This is a genomic window from Anoxybacillus sp. LAT27 (assembly GCF_022030075.1).
In the GTDB taxonomy this organism is placed as follows: domain Bacteria; phylum Bacillota; class Bacilli; order Bacillales; family Anoxybacillaceae; genus Anoxybacillus; species Anoxybacillus kestanbolensis.
In genome coordinates this window covers 42,605-60,536 of record NZ_JAIWYK010000063.1, presented here as the reverse complement: position 1 = coordinate 60,536, position 17,932 = coordinate 42,605, and the positions used below count along the sequence as shown (strand labels likewise).

The 17,932-nt window shown below is 42.5% G+C and carries 13 protein-coding genes; 12 read left to right on the top strand and 1 reads right to left on the bottom strand.

Annotated elements, in window-relative coordinates; all coding sequences use genetic code 11:
- The first annotated feature begins 27 nt into the window (after positions 1 to 27).
- Positions 28 to 1,284 (top strand): ATP-binding protein, encoded by a 1,257-nt coding sequence (locus tag LD028_RS04275; RefSeq protein WP_237811042.1) that lies wholly within the window; start codon positions 28 to 30, stop codon positions 1,282 to 1,284.
- On the opposite strand, the gene LD028_RS04270 is transcribed toward LD028_RS04275, so the two are convergent.
- Positions 1,281 to 1,862, bottom strand: a complete 582-nt coding sequence (locus LD028_RS04270) for a TetR/AcrR family transcriptional regulator (protein ID WP_237811041.1) — start codon at positions 1,860 to 1,862, stop codon at positions 1,281 to 1,283. The two genes, LD028_RS04275 and LD028_RS04270, sit on opposite strands and share 4 nt — an antisense overlap.
- A gap of 146 nt (positions 1,863 to 2,008) precedes the next feature.
- On the opposite strand from LD028_RS04270, the gene LD028_RS04265 reads away from it, so the two are divergent.
- The 11 genes from LD028_RS04265 (at position 2,009) to LD028_RS04215 (ending at position 17,858) form a co-directional block, all read left to right on the top strand.
- Positions 2,009 to 2,647 (top strand): glycoside hydrolase domain-containing protein, encoded by a 639-nt coding sequence (locus LD028_RS04265; RefSeq protein WP_237811040.1) that lies wholly within the window; start codon positions 2,009 to 2,011, stop codon positions 2,645 to 2,647.
- Positions 2,648 to 2,717: 70 nt separating this feature from the next.
- Positions 2,718 to 3,623 (top strand): chemotaxis protein, encoded by a 906-nt coding sequence (locus LD028_RS04260; RefSeq protein WP_237811039.1) that lies wholly within the window; start codon positions 2,718 to 2,720, stop codon positions 3,621 to 3,623.
- A 16-nt stretch (positions 3,624 to 3,639) separates the two neighbouring features.
- Positions 3,640 to 5,250 (top strand): diguanylate cyclase, encoded by a 1,611-nt coding sequence (locus LD028_RS04255; RefSeq protein ID WP_237811038.1) that lies wholly within the window; start codon positions 3,640 to 3,642, stop codon positions 5,248 to 5,250.
- 2 nt (positions 5,251 to 5,252) lie between these two features.
- Positions 5,253 to 6,293: a HEAT repeat domain-containing protein gene (locus tag LD028_RS04250; RefSeq protein WP_237811037.1), complete on the top strand. Its 1,041-nt coding sequence runs from the start codon at positions 5,253 to 5,255 to the stop codon at positions 6,291 to 6,293.
- The gene (locus LD028_RS04245; protein WP_237811036.1) at positions 6,286 to 7,671 is read left to right on the top strand and encodes a glycosyltransferase family 2 protein; all 1,386 of its coding nucleotides are present in this window, start codon (positions 6,286 to 6,288) and stop codon (positions 7,669 to 7,671) included. The genes LD028_RS04250 and LD028_RS04245 overlap by 8 nt, the downstream gene beginning before the upstream one ends.
- On the top strand, positions 7,668 to 10,862 hold the full coding sequence (locus LD028_RS04240; RefSeq protein WP_237811035.1) for a hypothetical protein: 3,195 nt from the start codon (positions 7,668 to 7,670) through the stop codon (positions 10,860 to 10,862). The genes LD028_RS04245 and LD028_RS04240 overlap by 4 nt, the downstream gene beginning before the upstream one ends.
- On the top strand, positions 10,862 to 11,236 hold the full coding sequence (locus LD028_RS04235) for a response regulator transcription factor (RefSeq protein ID WP_006321266.1): 375 nt from the start codon (positions 10,862 to 10,864) through the stop codon (positions 11,234 to 11,236). The genes LD028_RS04240 and LD028_RS04235 overlap by 1 nt, the downstream gene beginning before the upstream one ends.
- Positions 11,220 to 14,108 (top strand): ATP-binding protein, encoded by a 2,889-nt coding sequence (locus LD028_RS04230; RefSeq protein ID WP_237811034.1) that lies wholly within the window; start codon positions 11,220 to 11,222, stop codon positions 14,106 to 14,108. Before LD028_RS04235 ends, LD028_RS04230 begins: the two co-directional genes overlap by 17 nt.
- Before the next feature lie 77 nt (positions 14,109 to 14,185).
- Positions 14,186 to 15,652: a spore germination protein gene (locus LD028_RS04225; protein ID WP_237811033.1), complete on the top strand. Its 1,467-nt coding sequence runs from the start codon at positions 14,186 to 14,188 to the stop codon at positions 15,650 to 15,652.
- Complete coding sequence (locus tag LD028_RS04220; RefSeq protein WP_237811032.1) at positions 15,649 to 16,749, top strand: GerAB/ArcD/ProY family transporter; 1,101 nt, start codon at positions 15,649 to 15,651, stop codon at positions 16,747 to 16,749. Before LD028_RS04225 ends, LD028_RS04220 begins: the two co-directional genes overlap by 4 nt.
- Positions 16,746 to 17,858 carry a Ger(x)C family spore germination protein gene (locus LD028_RS04215; RefSeq protein ID WP_237811031.1) on the top strand — a complete coding sequence of 371 codons (1,113 nt, stop codon included), beginning with the start codon at positions 16,746 to 16,748 and terminating at the stop codon, positions 17,856 to 17,858. The genes LD028_RS04220 and LD028_RS04215 overlap by 4 nt, the downstream gene beginning before the upstream one ends.
- The last annotated feature ends 74 nt before the right edge of the window (positions 17,859 to 17,932 follow it).

Below are 17,932 nucleotides of genomic sequence, written 5' to 3'. Positions count from 1 at the left end.
GTGGAACAACCATCATGGAGGCATCACATGTTTATTGCTGTTATTAAACCACTCGTTGTCAATATTACCATTTTATTTTCGCTCATTTTTAATGCGAACTTATTTTTTCCATTCCGAAGAAAAATGGTACTGACATGGAAACAAAAAATGATGTACGGTGTTGTGGCATCGTTCACCGCTATATTGTGTATGATGTATCCGATTCAGCCGTTAGCGGAAACGAATTTCGATTTTCGCATGATCGTCATTTTAGTGACGACGTTATATATTGGAAAAACAGCGGGGTTGCTATGTACATTAACGGTCATCGTCAGTCGTTCCATCATCGGTGGTCCGTTTGCTTTTGCGGGTATTACCGTATCCGTCTTTGCATTTATCGTCGGCATGTTGTTTCGCTCATCTTTTTTTAACGTCAAACGAAAAATATTATATGGGCTTATGATCGTTTTGGTTTACCTTATTTTGTATGTTGCCACGATTATATACGCTGTTCCACCTCTTTCTTGGCGATTTTATATCATCTACTTCGTCTTTTTTATTGCGATGTTTATCGCGCTCGTCTACGTCATTGAACGGCTTATTCAATTTAACGAACAGTTTGACGATATGATTTACGTCGATAAACTAGCGACGGTAAGCGAAATGGCGGCATCGTTCGCTCACGAAATTCGCAATCCACTTACAACGGTGCGCGGGTTTGTCCAATTTTTAAGCCAAGATACGACCGACGAAAACGTAAAAAAATATGCCCCGATCATTTTAGAAGAATTAGATCGAACGAATGAAATTATTACCGAATATTTGTCACTTGCAAAACCGGCGCCATTTCAACTGCAAAAAGTGAACATCGATGACGTTTTACATACGTCCGTTCATTTGTTAAGTCCGCTCGGGACAATGACGAACGTGTCGTTGCAGCTATATACGGAAGGGAAAAGCGATGTGTATGGCGATGAACATTATTTAAAACAAGCGCTATTAAACGTTATGAAAAACGGAATAGAAGCGATTGAATACGGCGGGCTTGTGACGATTTATAAAACAGTCGATGAAAAGGAAAAAGAAGTCATTATTACAATTCGTGATACCGGAAAAGGAATGACGGAAGAGCAGTTGAAAAAAATCGGGTTGCCGTACTATACGACAAAATCGAAAGGGACAGGGCTCGGCAGCATGATTACAGCCCGACTCATTCGCGAAATGGGAGGAACGATTACATACGAAAGCCGATTGAACGTCGGAACGACTGTCACGATCACGTTGCCATTGTATGAAGGGGATTAGTCCCCTTCTTTTTGCATATAGTCGATAAACATTGTAATCGTATCGATCGTAAACGTTGACAACGGTTCATGTAAGTGCGAAAACATCCATAATTTTAATGCTCCGAAATATAATTGAATCGTTATTAAAGCAAGCGCCGCGGAAGGTCGCCCCGTTCGAATGTCCCCGCATCGTTTTCCTTCTTCAAATAACTGTGTCAGCATATCGATGAATGAAGTGAGCGGAAGCGATTGTTTTTGTTTCGTCGTATAAATATGCACCATTGATTTTGTTACTTCTTTTCCGAGTTGCTCGTGCATGGCGGTCAGTTCATGAAATAGCTGAACCATTTGTTTGCGCCAATGCTCATGTTCATTTTTTTTCATTTTTTCATAGACGCGTTCCATATGCGAAAAAAACACGCTTTGTAGCACTTCTTCTTTCGTGCGAAAATAATTAAAAAATGTTCCTTTCGCCACACCAGCTTCATTCGTAATTTGCAAAACGGTCGTTTCATCGTACCCTTGTGTTTGAAACAATTGAAGGGCGGTTTGTTGCAATAATATTCTCGTTTGTTTTTTTTGTCTCTCTCGTTTCATCATAAATCCCCCGTGATGTTCATCTATTTTTATTATAGTGATTTTTACCTAGGAATAAAGTATTATTCGATAAAGATGAAAGTTTTGTTTAGACATGTATCGTTCGCATATATATGGAAAGAAACGAAAAAAGGGGGAATGGATGCATGTGGGGCGTTGATTCAGCAGCAAAAGTGACGGAAGCGTTGTTTACGTGCGTGCGCCAACAATATGGTTTTCCACAATTTTGGGGAAGATACGTAACGACTGTGCCGAACGTATCGGACGGGTTAACGAAAGAAGAAATTGCTTTTATTCGAGGATACGGCATAAAAATTGCCCCGATTTACAATGCGTTTCGTGAAGCGACACAATACGAAAAAGGAAGAACGGCGGCAAGAAATGCGATTTTTCATGCACGAAGACTCGGTATTCCGAAAAATAAAGTCATTTTCGCCAATATTGAAGATGAATTTGACGTTGACGCGGCATGGATTCGCGCCTGGGTCGATACGTTTTATCCGAGCGGATATCGCCCAGGCATATATGCCAATCCGACGAAAGGAGCGTTCGGAGAAGCATATTGCGAAGCGGTAAAAAACGACGAACGTGTGGCACAACAAACGATGATATGGAGCTCGTATCCTCGTCCGGGGACGACGTCGGCAACAAAAGCGCCAACGTTTCGTCCAAACGTCCCGAACTGTCGCGCAAACGTTTGGATGTGGCAATACGGGCGCGATGCTGACCGTTGCGCCATTGATACGAACGTGGCAAACCGGAAAATAAGCGACTATTTATATTAAAAATATTTTTCGTCCGCTATAAGAAGTATGATAAAATAACAGTAAATGATGTCGTAATGGAGGATGCTTTATGGAAAATAAAAATGGAATTTTATTAGAGAGCGGGACGAATGAACTAGAAATTGTCGAATTTTTAATTGGCGATAACCGATTTGCCATTAACGTCATTAAAGTGAAAGAAATTATTCATCCGATCGCACCGACAAAAGTGCCACATGCTCATCCGTATATTGAAGGCATTATTGAATTGCGCGGCGAGGTGCTTCCGCTCATCGATTTAGCGAAAGCGCTCGGCTTTGGGCCATCGAACAATCCAGCGCAAGATAAATACATTGTCGCACAGTTCAATCAACAAAAAGTGGTGTTTCACGTCCATAACGTCACACAAATTCATCGCATATCATGGAAACAAATCGAAAAGCCATCACAAATGTATCAAGGATTAGAAAGCCAAATTATCGGTGTAGTGAAATTAAACGGAAATATGATTTTACTGCTCGACTTTGAAAAAATCGTTGTCGACATTAACCCGCAATCCGGCATTAACGTTGAACGTGTGAAAAAACTTGGCAAACGCGAACGTTCGAACAAAAAACTAATCGTTGCCGAAGATTCTCCGCTATTACGCAAACTGCTTCACGATACGCTCGCTGAGGCGGGATATGTATACGTCGAATTTTTCGAAAACGGGGAAGATGCGTTCAACTATTTACAAGCGATCGTGCAAAAAGGAAAGCCGATCGAAAGCGAAGTGCAGTTAGTCATTACCGATATTGAAATGCCGCAAATGGACGGCCATCATTTAACGAAACGCATTCGCGAAGATGACAAATTAAAACATTTGCCTGTCATCATTTTCTCCTCTTTAATTACAGACGATCTTCGCCATAAAGGCGAGCGCGTCGGAGCGACAGCGCAAGTAAGCAAACCTGAAATTGCTGAACTTGTCCAAATGATTGATCAACATATTTTATAAACAGTAGGGGATCGCTATGGATCGTTATGAAAAATATCGCCAACATTTTTTAAAAAATATTCGCAAACGATTAGAAGAATGGGAAACGGTCGATGAAATCGCTCATCAAGACGTTTATCGCCTCCTTCACTCCATTGCGGGCACAGCAGCGATGATCGGCATGACCGATATCGGAAACTATGCGCGTCAGTTAATGGAGCAATGGGGCGAAGATGAAGAAAAGAAATGGAAATCGTCAGACGTGAAAGAGCGGCTCACCCCGCTTTTTCAGCTTTGTTACGAGCAACAAATAAGTGACGTCGCCCATAGCGAACAAGAAACAAAACAAGGCGACGAACCGACGATTTTGCTTATTGATGACGATCCGTCGTTTTTAATGTATGTGAAAGAACAACTTGAACAAAACGGGTGGTACGTTGTAGCGATTGCCGATCCGGTAAAAGCGGTCGCGTCGTTTTATGATGTTCGTCCAGATTGCGTCGTCATCGACATTCATATGCAAACGAAAACAGGATTTGAAGTATTAACGTTTTTAAAAGAAAAATTAAAACAACAATTCGTTCCGATGATTATGGTCAGCATCGATGACCGAAAAGAGACGCGCATGAAAAGTTATCAAATGGGTGCAGATGACTTTATTCCGAAGCCGTTTGCGATCGATGAATTTATTGTGCGCATTCATAGGCAACTTGAGCGAAAACAATTAATTGATGAGCTGCTTTTGTTAGATGAATTGACGCATGTATATAACCGAAAATATTTAAAACAAGCGTATGAACAATTGAAAAGCGATTGGCATCGTACGCATGAACCATTTTGTTTAGCGGTGCTCGATCTTGATCATTTTAAACGAGTAAACGACCAATACGGGCATTTAATTGGCGACGTCGTTTTAAAGCAATTTGCGCAATTTTTAAAAACAAACGTTCGCGCACGTGACATTGTCATTCGCTTCGGGGGCGAAGAGTTTATCGTTTTATTGCCAGCAACCGATGCGGGCGAGGCGCTTCTTGTGTTTGAACGATTGCGCGAACAATTTGAACGCATTCCGTTTCAAAGTGGAGAAACGACGTTTTCGTGTACGTTTTCGACAGGCATCGTCGAAGTGAACGATCCTTCGAAACCGATCGGGCATTGGATCGAGCTTGCCGATTCCGCGCTATACAAAGCGAAAAATACGGGAAGAAACTGCGTTGTACTTGCGAAACAACAAGAAACATCGCTTCGTCGGACGGTGAAAGTGGCGATTGTCGATGATGATGCGATTGTGCGCGCCATTGTGGCGGACATCGTGCAAAAAATGTTCGCGAAAGAAAAGGTGACGCTTGATTTACGTACGTTTCGAGATGGTGAGCAGTTTACGACGTCTGAGTGGCATCAAGGAAAAGAGCCATGCCTCGTCATTTTAGACGGCGTTATGCCGAAAATGGATGGACTTGAAGTGTTACAACAACTGCGTAACCAAAAAGACTCGTCGCGCTATAAAATCATTATGCTAACCGCAAGAAAAAGCGAAAACGATATTGCACGCGCGCTTGAGCTTGGAGCAGACGACTATATGACAAAACCGTTTAAGCTACTTGAACTTGAAGCAAGAATACGCCATATGTTAAAGAGGATGAATTAGTTGTGTTTAACCAACTCGTTTTGTTTGCTTGGATTGTCGCTACTTTATTCCTTCTTTTGTGTGCGATTTTCCTTTATTTAGTTGTTAACAAAAGAAAAGATTATAAATGGAAACAAGAAGTGGAGATATACAAACAAAGATATGAATCGGCGCTGTTTCGCTTTTTAGCTTACGGTGAAGAACAAATCGCCCCTCCATCGTCGGCTGCGCAACATGTAGCAATGATGGAATTATTGGATCATTTTTTGCGTGTACTTGCGAACGAAGATGTAAAAGCACGCGCGATGATGTTAGCGGAAACGTATTTTGTCGATTATTTACGTGAACAGCTTCAACATCGTAGGCTTGGAAGAAGAATGAATGCCCTTTTTTTTATTGAAGATTTTTATCTTCGTGCGCTCATTCATGAGTTAGAAGCGATGTATGAACAAAAACAGCTAACGATGATGGAAAAGCGCCAACTATTAAAAATGTTTGCGCTTTTTCGCCATCCGCACGTATACGAATATATGAAACAAACAGACGATTCATTTACACAGTTTGACTACCGTCTTATTTTATCGCGTATGGATGACGATACGTTTGCGAAATTGGTTGATCATTTTTTTGATTGGAACGAAAAAATACAATACGCCATCATTGATATGATTGGCATTATGCAAAAATTAGCGCACATTCCGTTTTTGCGCACATTGCTTCAACATAAACAAAGCGAATATCGCATTCGTGCGTTAAAGGCGCTAGCAGAAATAGCATTTCCGCTTGATGCGGAACAACTGCGCCCACATTTACAATCGCCTATTTGGCAAGAGCGGTTAATGGCGCTACGGCTTTGTGCGCGAACGGTAAAAGAAGAGCTCATTGAAACGATTGAACAACTGATGAAAGATCGCATGTTTGCGGTGCGCTCGCAAGCGGCCGAAGCGTTGTTGCGCATGCCAAACGGGTTGGCGATGCTCGAACGAATCGCCCACACATCAGACGATCCGTACGCGCGTGATATGGCGCGCGAATGGTTAGAAAGAGGGCGGGAATATGATTAAACTCATTGCTATGTTCGTTTTTTTCTTTATGATCGCGGTCATTTTGTTTTATACGTTTTTGCTGATCGTCTCACTCATTCAATTACGGCGTATGTACGAACTAGACGACTGGGAACCGTACGAAGAAATGCTTGATGTCAGTTATACGAAACCCGTTTCAATTTTAGTGCCCGCTTACAACGAAGAAGCTGGTATTTTTGCGACGGTGCGCTCCCTTTTAAGCATCGAATATCCGGAGTATGAAATTGTCGTCATTAACGACGGCTCAACAGACGATACGTTAGAGCGGTTGAAACAAGATTTCGACCTTGTTGAAATAAAGCGTGTCATTCGCCAACAGTTAAAAACAAAACCGATTCGTGCGGTATATCGCTCCCGTAAGTTTTCCCACTTGTTTGTCATCGACAAAGACAACGGCGGCAAAGCCGATGCGTTAAATGCCGGCATTAATTTTTCATCTTATCCATACGTTTGCTCCATTGACGGCGACTCTGTCATTGAACGTCGCGCCTTTTTAAAAGTGATGAAACCGATTATTGATTCAGATGAAGACATCATCGCCTCTGGCGGAAGTGTGCGTATCGCCAACGGCTGTGACATCGAGAAAGGGGAAGTCATTCGCATCGCTCTTTCCCGTCAACCGCTCGTTGTCATGCAAGTGATCGAATATTTGCGTGCTTTTTTAATGGGACGTATCGGACTAAGCCGCCACAATTTACTGCTCATCGTTTCAGGCGCTTTCGGCGTTTTTTCAAAACAATGGGTCATTCGAGCAGGCGGATATGCGCATACCGTTGGAGAAGATATGGAACTTGTCGTTCGCCTTCACCGCATGATCAAAGAAACAGACGCCGATAAAAAAATTGTATACGTGCCCGATCCGGTTTGTTGGACGGAAGCACCGGAGTCGCTATCAGATTTGCGCAAACAACGGCGTCGTTGGCATCGAGGCTTGTTTGAAAGCCTGTGGCTTCATCGCCGCATGTGGTTTAACCCGCGCTATGGCACAATTGGACTCATTTCGATGCCATATTTTTTACTCATTGAATTTCTCGGTCCTGTCGTCGAGTTGGTTGGCTATATTCTCGTCATCGTGGCACTCATTTTAGGTGATGTGTATATTGAATTTGCGATTTTACTATTCCTCGTTTCCGTTTTGTACGGTTCGCTTTTTTCCATGGCTGCCGTATTGTTAGAAGAATGGACGGTTCGTAAATTTCCAAACGTTTCAGATATTGTGCGTCTCTTTTTTTATTCATTAACCGAGACGTTATGGTATCGTCCGCTTACGGTGCTATGGCGCTGTGAAGGAATTGTTGATGCGCTGTTAAAACGAAAAGGATGGGGAGAAATGAAAAGAAAAGGTGTGTCAAAATGATGAAACGACAACGATGGCTCATTGTATATATCGTATGTATTTTTCTTGCCATTTCTTCGCCATATTGGTTGTGGAAAATAAAGCGTGAAACGACGCTAAATGTGCTTATTGTGAATAAAACAGTTCCCGATCATACGTATCGTGAGCATGAAGGGCTCGTTTGGTTATTAAACCAACAAAAATATGTGAAACCAAACGGGGAGCGCTACAAGTTAAATAGCGATTACGTCGGTTTTGTGCCGAAAACAAAAAAAGAACGGCCGTGGCCGACGTCGCTCGAATCGTACGATGTCATTTATGTGGCGGATACGTATGGTGTATATGAAGATGATTTCACATCGGAGAAAGAGAAAGGGAAACGTTCACCGAAAGTGTATGGCGGGTTGACGGAACAAGAAGTGAATCGCTTGCACGATGCGATGTTTGCAGGAAACAAAACGCTTATTGCGGAGTTTAACTCGTTTGCGAGCCCAACGGATCGAGCTGTTCGTGAAAAATTTTATGCGTTATTAAACGTCGAATGGACGGGCTGGATTGGCCGCTATTTCCCGAAGCTTGAAGATGACGAAGTGCCTGTTTGGGTGAAAGAAAACTATGAAAAACAGTACAATCAAAGCTATACATTTACAGGCCCGGGCTATGTATTTGTTGACGAATACGACCGGCTTGTCATTTTAAATAAAAACGAAATCGGAAAACAAGGGGTGCTATTTACTCCGACGAAAAAAGGAGAAAAAGAGCTTAGTATTAGCAGTTCGACTCCATATTCCTATTGGTTTGATATTGTTAAACCGTTACACGACGAAGAAGTGTTAGCAACATATACGCTTTCGTTATCGAAAAGTGGAAAAGAAAAATTACAGGCGATTGGCTTGCCGGCGATGTTCCCGGCGATCGTTCATCACGAGAATGCGCGTTATGAGGCATATTATTTTTGCGGCGACTACGCCGACCAACCAGATGTACCAAACATATATCAAACGGTCGGCATCGACATATGGCGGAAATGGACGACGCGCCACGATCCAAACAGCACCGTTTCGTTTTATTGGAAAGCGTATGTTCCAATGATGAAAACGATTTTAAAACAGGCGTCTAACGATGACAAGCAATGGAGCGAGCGTGCGATCGCCAAAACAGACGACGGCATTCAGCTCGCTGGTCGCGTTGGTGAGCAATATATACAAATTTACAAAAATGGCAAATGGGAAAATATGTTGTTGAAAGGGGTCAACATGGGCATCGCAAAACCGGGTCATTTCCCGGGTGAAACAGCGATTACGAAAGAAGAATATTTTCGCTGGTTTAAACAAATTGGGGCGATGCATGCGAATGCCTTACGGGTGTATACGATTCATCCACCTGCGTTTTATGAAGCGTTTTATGAATATAACAAAATCGCAAAACAACCGTTATATTTATTTCACGGTGTTTGGGTCAACGAAGAAACGTTTTTACGAACAAACGATGCGTTTGCGAAAGACAATACAGATGAATTTGTCGCCGAAATGAAACGAACGATTGACATTGTGCATGGACGAGCAACGATTCCTCCTCGTCCGGGGCATGCAAGCGGTGTGTATAAGCACGACATTTCACCATATGTGCTCGGTTGGATTTTTGGTGTCGAGTGGGAGCCGACCGTCGTCCATGCGACAAATACGAAACATGCGGGCTTGTCAGATTATAAAGGGGCGTACGTGTATACAAAAGGTGCTTCCCCGTTTGAAATTTGGCTCGCACGCATCATCGACGAAGCGGTTGCATACGAGACGAAAACGTACAACTGGCAACGTCCGGTCAGCTTTACAAACTGGGTGACGACCGATTTATTAACGCATCCGAGCGAGCCGTTAGAGAAAGAAGATTTCGTATCGGTGAATCCGAACGTGATTTATGCGACAAATGCCATGCATAGCGGCTTATTTGCGTCATATCACATTTATCCGTATTATCCAGACTTTTTAAACTATGAGCCGAAATACGTCAATTATATCGATCATCGCGGTGAGAAAAACAACTATGCAGGTTATTTGCACGATATGAAGCAAGTGCATCGTATGCCAATCGTCGTCGCGGAATTTGGTGTCCCTTCATCGCGCGGCATGACGCACCGCAACGTATACGGAATGAATCAAGGGTTTCATTCCGAACAAGAGCAAGGGTTAATAAATAAAAAATTATTTGAAGATATCGTCCACGAGAAGATGGCGGGCGGATTTATTTTCACATGGCAAGATGAATGGTTTAAACGAACGTGGAACACGATGGACTACGACAATCCAGATCGTCGACCGTTTTGGTCAAACGCGCAAACGAACGAACAGCAATTCGGTCTATTAAGCTTTGACCCTGCACCAGACGAAACGAAAATGATGAAAGTCGATGGGCGAAAAGAAGACTGGGCATTGCAAAAAATCGCTCCAGCATTTCAGCAAAACGACCGTGCGCTATATATGACAAGCGACGAACGATACGTATACATTCGTTACGATACGCCGATCGAACGAAATAAAGACGTCTATATATTATTTGACACGATCAACAATCAAGGACAATCAACGATTCTCGATGTGCCAAACGTCCGAACAGAAGGCGTTGACTTTGTCCTCCATTTACGCGGCGAAAACGAAGGGCGATTATGGGTTGATAGCTACTACGATTCGTTTTATTATCATTACGGACATGTATTACAAATGATCGAGCGCCTGCCGTATGCGCACAAAAAAAATAACGGCGTGTATCATCCGATTCGCCTCACATTAAACAAAAAACTACAAATTAAAGGAAAGACGTATCCGTTCGATTTTTATGAAACAGGTATCATGACGTTCGGTACAGCTAATCCGAACGACGAAGCATACAATTCATTGACGGACGTGAGTGTCAGCAAACAAAAAGACGGATATGAAATTCGCATCCCTTGGGCGCTTCTTAACGTAAAAGACCCGAGCATGCACGAAGTGATGGGAGATATGTGGCAAGGTGGACTAACAAGCAGCAAAACGATTAACGGCATTCGCATCGGCGTATATGAAAAAGAATTTTCATATCCGACCCATTTAGATCCAAACCGTTTTTATCTCTACACATGGGACGGTTGGGAAGAACCGACATATCACGAACGGTTGAAACGTTCATATGACATTGTAAAACAAACATATAAAAAAGCAGAAGGAGAGGGAAAATAATGGCGAAAATTTTACTCGCTGAAGATGAAGAAGTGTTGCGCATGCTCGTTGTCGATACGTTAGAAGATGAAGGGCACGACATTGACGAAGCGTGCGATGGAGAAGAAGCGATCGAAATGATTAAACAAAACGATTATGATTTAATTTTACTCGATTATATGATGCCAATATATACCGGGTTAGAAGTTATTCAACAAGTGCGCCAAATGCCCGATAAAAAGCATGTAAAGATTATGATGCTATCGGCAAAAAGCCAACAAGCCGACCAACAGCGCGTGCTTGATGCTGGGGCGGATTACTTTATGGCAAAGCCGTATAGCCCGTTAGAACTTGTGCAACGAATCGAGGCGATTTTACATGGAGAAGATGCGTAACTACTTGCGAAAAAGTTTAGCACGACAATTTGTCGTGCTTGTAACAACCTTTTTAGTCGTCTTTGTCATCGGGGCGGTATCCGTTTTCGTTTATCAGTCGACGTTAACAGCATCGTTTGAACAAAAAAAGGAACAAATCGAAACGAAAATGAAATATGCCCAAGAAATCGAACGGGCGTTTAACCAAGCGTTTTCCGATGCCCGCGGCTATTTAGCGTTCAATCGAAAAGAATTTAAATTAAGTATTTTTCGCGAACAAGAACATGTGCAAACGGCGCTTGATGCGCTCGAACTTGCCGCTACAACAAAAGACGATACGCAATTTATTTTAAAGGCGCGTCAGTTTGCGAGCTACTATTTTGGTGACCTCGTTCCGCAAGCAATCGAAGCGTTTGAAAACGGCAATATCCAAAAAGTCATGAGCTTATCGGAAAACGGTGGCACAGCAACGATTGAACAGTTTCAATTTCAAATGAAAACGTATAAAAATAAACTAACCGAACAGCTTGATGAAGAGTTTCAAAAGTTGCGTAACGATCAAACGACCGCGCAAACGGTATTTGTTTTGTTTATTTTTGTGATTTTAGCTAGTTTAATTACAATCGCGCGCATCATGATGAAAAAAATCGGAAGACCGCTTAATGAACTTGCGAAAGTGGCGGAAAAAATTGCAAACGATGAACAAGTTGTATATGACATGCACGAAACGACAAATCGCGAAGATGAAATTGGAAAACTCGCAAATGCTTTTCAAAAAATGTTAACGAGCATTCAAGAAAAAGAAGAAAGTTTAATGGCGCATAACGAAGAATTGCTTGCGCAACAAGATGAATTAGAAATACAACAAGCCGAGCTTGAACAAGCGCTTGAAGCGATGCAAGCGCGCGAAAAAGAGTTAAAACGGCATAACGATTTCATTCACGGATTATCAAGTTCACTCGACAAACAAGACGTATTACAAAGTATTGTGTTTAATATGGCACGCGTCATGGAAGCCGATCGCGGCATGATCGTATTAATGAACGATGAGAAAACGCATGCGTCATTCGGTTTATCAGAAAGCGGCGTCGAGCAGTTTTTAACGTATATATACAACGGTTTGCATCAACGATTGTTCGAACAAAAAAAGCCGTTCATGTTAAAGCGGGAACTGACCGCATCTGAAAAAGGATATCATGAAGAAACGATGTTCGTACATGATGTTTTTTTACCTGTGTTATCGAATGAAAATGATGTGCAAGCGATTTTAGTATTTAGCCGTTTTGGTGGACCGTTTTCAGATGAGGATATTCAAGAATATGTCGGGTTAACGAAACAAATATCGATTTCGCTCCAAAAAATTGCGCTATATGAACAGTCCGAACAGGCGCGCGAGACGGTGCAGCATATTTTAAATACGGTGCAAGAAGGCATTCATTTCGTTGACAGCGAAGGTCATAGCGTCATGGTGAATAAACAAATGGTCGCCTTGCTTCAAAAAGAAACGATTGCCGAGCTTGAAGGGGCAAGCTATGAACAATGGTCGCGCGACTTAGTGGAACAGTCCGATGCAGGCAAAAAGCTATGCGACTATTTACAAGCTATTATATTTAACGGCGATGAAGACCATGAGCCGTTTGTGTACCATTTACCGCAAAAACGAAAAGTGATGCAAGTATATGCTGAACCGTTATATCGCAACGGTGAACGGCAAGGAACGGTATTCGTTCATCGCGACATTACGAAACAGTTTGAAGTCGACCAAATGAAATCGGAATTTGTTAGCACCGTCAGTCACGAATTGCGCACGCCATTATCAAGCGTGCTCGGCTTTACTGAACTGATGTTAACGAAAGAATTAAAACCTGAACGGCAAAAAAAATATTTAACGACCATTTACCAAGAAGCGAAACGGTTAACTGCGCTCATTAACGACTTTTTAGATGTGCAACGGATGGAATCAGGAAAACAAACGTACGATAAAAAATACGAAGATATCGTTTCGATTATTGAAAACGTCATCGAAACGCAAAAAGGGAGTACGAAAATCCATCAGTTTCATGTACAAAAAGAAACGAATAATACGATTGTGCTTGGCGATCGCGATAAACTCGCTCAAGTGTTCACGAATTTAATTAGCAATGCGATTAAATATTCGCCAGAAGGCGGAAATATTACGGTGCGCGTTTACGAACGAGGCAACCGTTTATGCGTCGATGTACAAGATGAAGGATTAGGCATTCCAGAAGAAGCAATCCCGAATTTATTTACGAAATTTTATCGTGTCGACAACTCCGACCGTCGTCGCATTGGTGGAACAGGGCTTGGACTGGCGATTGTAAAAGAAATTGTAAAAGCGCATGAAGGGGAAGTAAGCGTCACGTCCGAATTGAAAAAAGGAAGTACGTTTACCGTATCGCTTCCGCTCGTTGTCCTCGCGAATGCCAAAGAAGAAGAACACGACAATAACGACAAGTACGCACAGGCGCACGTCATTATTGTTGAAGATGACGAAAATTTAGCGGCGTTGTTAGAAGCGGAATTAAAAGATAGCGGTTTTCGTGTGAAACATGTGAAAGAAGGAAAAGAAGCGATTGCGCTTATCGAAAAAGAAAAACCAGATGCGGTCGTTTTAGATATTATGTTAGAAGAACAAGACACATCCGGTTGGGACGTATTAAAAGCGTTAAAGCAAAACGAACAGCTTTCCGATATTCCAATTATCATTTCTTCTGCATTAGAAGAGCGAGAAAAAGGAATGGCGCTCGGAGCGACAAGCTATCTCGTCAAGCCGTACCAGCCAAGCCGATTATCAAAAACGATTTTACAAACACTGTTAAATAAAGAACGACAAGGCGAAATTTTTGTTCCACTAAAAGAGGAGGCCAATTAAGGCTTCCTCTTTTTTGTATAAAAACAGACTGTTATTGCAAACTAGTAAAAAACGAAGCGGAAGAAAAAGGGGACAACATGATGTGGTTTACGAAAGAAAATCGAGTCGATAATATCGCAAAACTGCTTGCCGATTCGCCAGATTTTATGTGTCGGCGCATGCGATGCAGAGGAAAAAAGGTGGACGTGCTCTTTTTAAGCAACTTAATTAATCACGATCATCTCCACCAAAACGTGCTCGCCTTTATTCAAAAACAAGAAGACGTATCCGTCGAACAGCTCGCCCGTTGTTTGCCGCTTGGCGCCATTCGCATATGCGAAACAGAAGAAGAAATGGCATCGGCTATACGTGATGGATGGGCGGTCATCTCTATCGAAAAAGAAAAGCGTGCGCTTGCCGTCAATATCGCACAACAAGTGGAACGGTCGCTAGAAAAAGCCGAGACGGAGTCGCTTGTCCTCGGTCCGAAAATGTCATTTACTGAATCGATTGATACGAACATTCGTATTTTACGTCAAAATGTGACGGATGAAAACTTAGTAACCGAAAAAGTGATGATTGGCGCTCGTAATCAATTAGAAGTGCGCGTTGTATACATTCGAGATATTGCGGATGAAACGAACGTTCAAACGATTAAACAAAGATTATTAGAACTACATCTCGATGAAGTCACCGATAGCTCTGTATTAGCTCAACTGTTAGACGATCACGCATATACCATTTTTCCACAATATTTATTAACAGAACTTCCTGACCGACTAGCGTACAGCTTAATGAAAGGGCGCATCGGCATTTTTGTAGATCGCAGCCCGACAGTCATCATTTGCCCGACGACGTTTTTCAGCTTTTTTGAAACGACAGAAGATATTTATTTACGTTGGACGATGAGTACCGTCTTGCGCGCCATTCGCATACTTGGCATTTTCGCGTCCATCTTTTTATCACCGTTGTACGTTGCGGTCATTACGTATCATTACGAAGTGATCCCGTCTGCGCTGTTATTGACGATTGGGGAATCGCGTTCGCGCGTCCCGTTTCCCCCTGTCATCGAGGCGTTATTTCTTGAATTTATGATTGAACTGTTGCGTGAAGCAGGGGCGCGCTTACCGACAAAAGTCGGTCAAACGATGGGTATCGTCGGCGGTATCGTCCTTGGACAAGCGGCGGTCGATGCTGGTTTTACGAGCAACGTGCTTATTATTATCGTGGCATTAAGCGCACTCGGTTCGTTTACTGCCCCAAGCTACGAAATGGGAGCGACGATTCGCATTTTACGCTTTCCGATTATTTTACTCGCAGCGCTTTGGGGGCTTGTCGGCATATTTATCGGCGTCAGCCTTTTGCTTATTCATCTATTAAAGCTCACGTCACTTGGACGACCGTACTTGTCACCTGTTTATCCGTTTCGTTTGGCGGACATCAAATATGCGCTCATTCGCCTGCCGCAAAAATTTTATAGCGAACGTCCGAAAACGAACCGCCCGCAAAACTCCCGCCGTTTTTCATGGCGGGAGGCGATGAAACGAAAGGATTTGGATGAATGATGAAAACGCCAAAAGAACGGCTATCCATTAATGCGTATCTCGTTTTTTTTCTCGTTCATACCGCACAAATCGGGCTTGGCATCGTCGGTGTGCAGCGCGTCATTTTCGTCGAAGCGCGTCAAGATGCATGGATTGCTGTGTTACTTAGCGGGTTATGGATTCATCTCATCGTTTTCGTCATGTATCGAACGTTAAAATTGACAGAACACGATAATCTTTTTTCCATTCATACGTTCGTTTACGGACGCGTGCTCGGCTGGATCGTAAATGCCGCGGTCGTCGTTTATTTTTTAATGGCGTATACGTCTATTTTACTCGGGTATGTCGAAATGGCGTTAACGTGGATGTATCCCGATTTTCCACTGTGGGGCGGCACACTTATTTTAGTCGTTTTAACGGTATATGCGCTATATGGCGGAGGATTTCGGCTTGTGGCAGGCGTCAGTTTTTTAACATTTTTTATGACGATTTGGATTGTTATCGTCGCTTTTCAACCGTTAAAATATGCCGAATGGATTCACTTATTGCCCATTCTCGAAGCGACGCCGAAACAAATGGCAAACGGCGTATTAAAAACAGCATATACGATGCTCGGATTTGAAGTGTTATATATTATCTATCCGTTCGTCAAAGAAAAAGACCGCGTCCACCGTTACGCCCAGCTTGGCGTTTTACTGACAACGTTTCTCGTCGCTGTCGTGACGGTCATCGCCATCGCCTTTTTCAGCCCGAAACAACTCGATGTTACCATTTGGGCGTCGTTGTCAATGTTTACGATCGTAAAATTTCCGTTCATTGAGCGATTTGAATATGTCGTCATTCCGCTTTGGTTGCTCGTGATCTTACCAAATTTACTCATGTTTATGTGGGCGATGACGCGCGGTGGAAAAGCGCTTTTTCACATAAAGCAAAAATATTTGCTGTTTGTCTTTGCTTGTGTTGCCTATGCGCTCGCTTTATTTTTTGAAAAACGCGCAACGATTAATGAATTTATCGACAAAGTCGGGTATTACGGATTCGGATTTAGCTTTATTTATCCGTTTTTCCTATATATGTTTGTGCGCATAAAAAAATGGGCGAAGGGGAGTACCAAATGAAATGGATGATCGTTTGTATGTTGTTATTAAGTGGTTGTGTGTCACCGCGCGTGTTAGAAAGACAAGGTATTATTACCGCTACCAGCTTTGATAAAAAAGGAAAGTTGTATGAAGGTGGTTCAGTGATGCTTTCGTTTCAAACATCGGGTTCGTCGATGTCCGAAGTGATCGAAGCGACAAATAAAACGAGCAAAGGACTTCGCCAAGATTTAGAGGCGCAAACGAGCCACGACTTAGGTTCCGGACAAATTCGCGTCATTGTATACGGGAAAGAACTCGCGGAGAAAGATGGCATTTTCACGCTAACCGACACGCTCCAACGCGATGCCAATATCGGTTCGCTCGTTTATTTAGCGATTGGTGAACCGAACGCAAAACAAATGATTAAAAGTACAAAACACGAAGATACACCGGACATCGGAACGTATTTATATCGGCTCATTGAAAAAAATTTACGTAGCGAATCGCTATTAGCAGCCACGTTACATGAGTTTATTCATAGTTACTACGACGTCGGCAAAGACCCTGTCTTGCCTTGCTTGTCGTTGCGTGACGATAAGCCGATTATTGAAAAAGTTGCGCTATTTCGCGGCGACAAGTTTGTCGGCACGGTACGTCTCGATGAAAGCTTTTATATAAAAATGTTAGCGTTAGAATATAATACAGGATTAAAAAATATTACGGTGCCACGCGAAGCTGTTGGACCGTTGTTATTGAACAAAAAAGGAAAAAAAGTGAACATTGTCATAAACGAAATTCGCACGAAACGAAAAATCAAACTTATTAGCCAAAAGCCTGCCCCCCATTTTCGTATAACGGTAAAGATGCAAGCGGAAATTTTAGAGATGTCCGAGAAAATAAAGCCGATTATGCAAGCGAACATTCACGTTTTGGAACGCGCGATTGCAAAGCAAATGGAAAAAGAAATCGAGCAGTTATTAGCGAAATTACAAGCGTACAAAACCGACCCGATCGGTTTCGGGCAAATATATGACCATTCGGTACGGAAATTACAGTTAACGGATAAAAAGTGGTTGAAATTATATGAAGATGCTCGCTTCGATGTCGATGTCCATGTATCCATCTTACGAACAGGAACAATTGACTAATTTGTATTTCTGCGTGAAAAGCTATTTTCAATCATCATGACGTATGGTTTAATAAAAAGAGGAGGGAAGAAAAC

Excerpts from the sequence above, each read along its gene's own strand:
- LD028_RS04215 (WP_237811031.1), top strand. The coding sequence starts at position 16,746 with ATGAAATGGATGATCGTTTGTATGTTGTTATTAAGTGGTTGTGTGTCA.
- LD028_RS04275 (WP_237811042.1), top strand. The coding sequence starts at position 28 with ATGTTTATTGCTGTTATTAAACCACTCGTTGTCAATATTACCATTTTA.
- LD028_RS04230 (WP_237811034.1), top strand. The coding sequence starts at position 11,220 with ATGGAGAAGATGCGTAACTACTTGCGAAAAAGTTTAGCACGACAATTT.
- LD028_RS04240 (WP_237811035.1), top strand. The coding sequence starts at position 7,668 with ATGATGAAACGACAACGATGGCTCATTGTATATATCGTATGTATTTTT.
- LD028_RS04260 (WP_237811039.1), top strand. The coding sequence starts at position 2,718 with ATGGAAAATAAAAATGGAATTTTATTAGAGAGCGGGACGAATGAACTA.
- LD028_RS04265 (WP_237811040.1), top strand. The coding sequence starts at position 2,009 with ATGTGGGGCGTTGATTCAGCAGCAAAAGTGACGGAAGCGTTGTTTACG.
- LD028_RS04270 (WP_237811041.1), bottom strand. The coding sequence starts at position 1,862 with ATGAAACGAGAGAGACAAAAAAAACAAACGAGAATATTATTGCAACAA.
- LD028_RS04245 (WP_237811036.1), top strand. The coding sequence starts at position 6,286 with ATGATTAAACTCATTGCTATGTTCGTTTTTTTCTTTATGATCGCGGTC.
- LD028_RS04225 (WP_237811033.1), top strand. The coding sequence starts at position 14,186 with ATGATGTGGTTTACGAAAGAAAATCGAGTCGATAATATCGCAAAACTG.
- LD028_RS04255 (WP_237811038.1), top strand. The coding sequence starts at position 3,640 with ATGGATCGTTATGAAAAATATCGCCAACATTTTTTAAAAAATATTCGC.
- LD028_RS04220 (WP_237811032.1), top strand. The coding sequence starts at position 15,649 with ATGATGAAAACGCCAAAAGAACGGCTATCCATTAATGCGTATCTCGTT.
- LD028_RS04235 (WP_006321266.1), top strand. The coding sequence starts at position 10,862 with ATGGCGAAAATTTTACTCGCTGAAGATGAAGAAGTGTTGCGCATGCTC.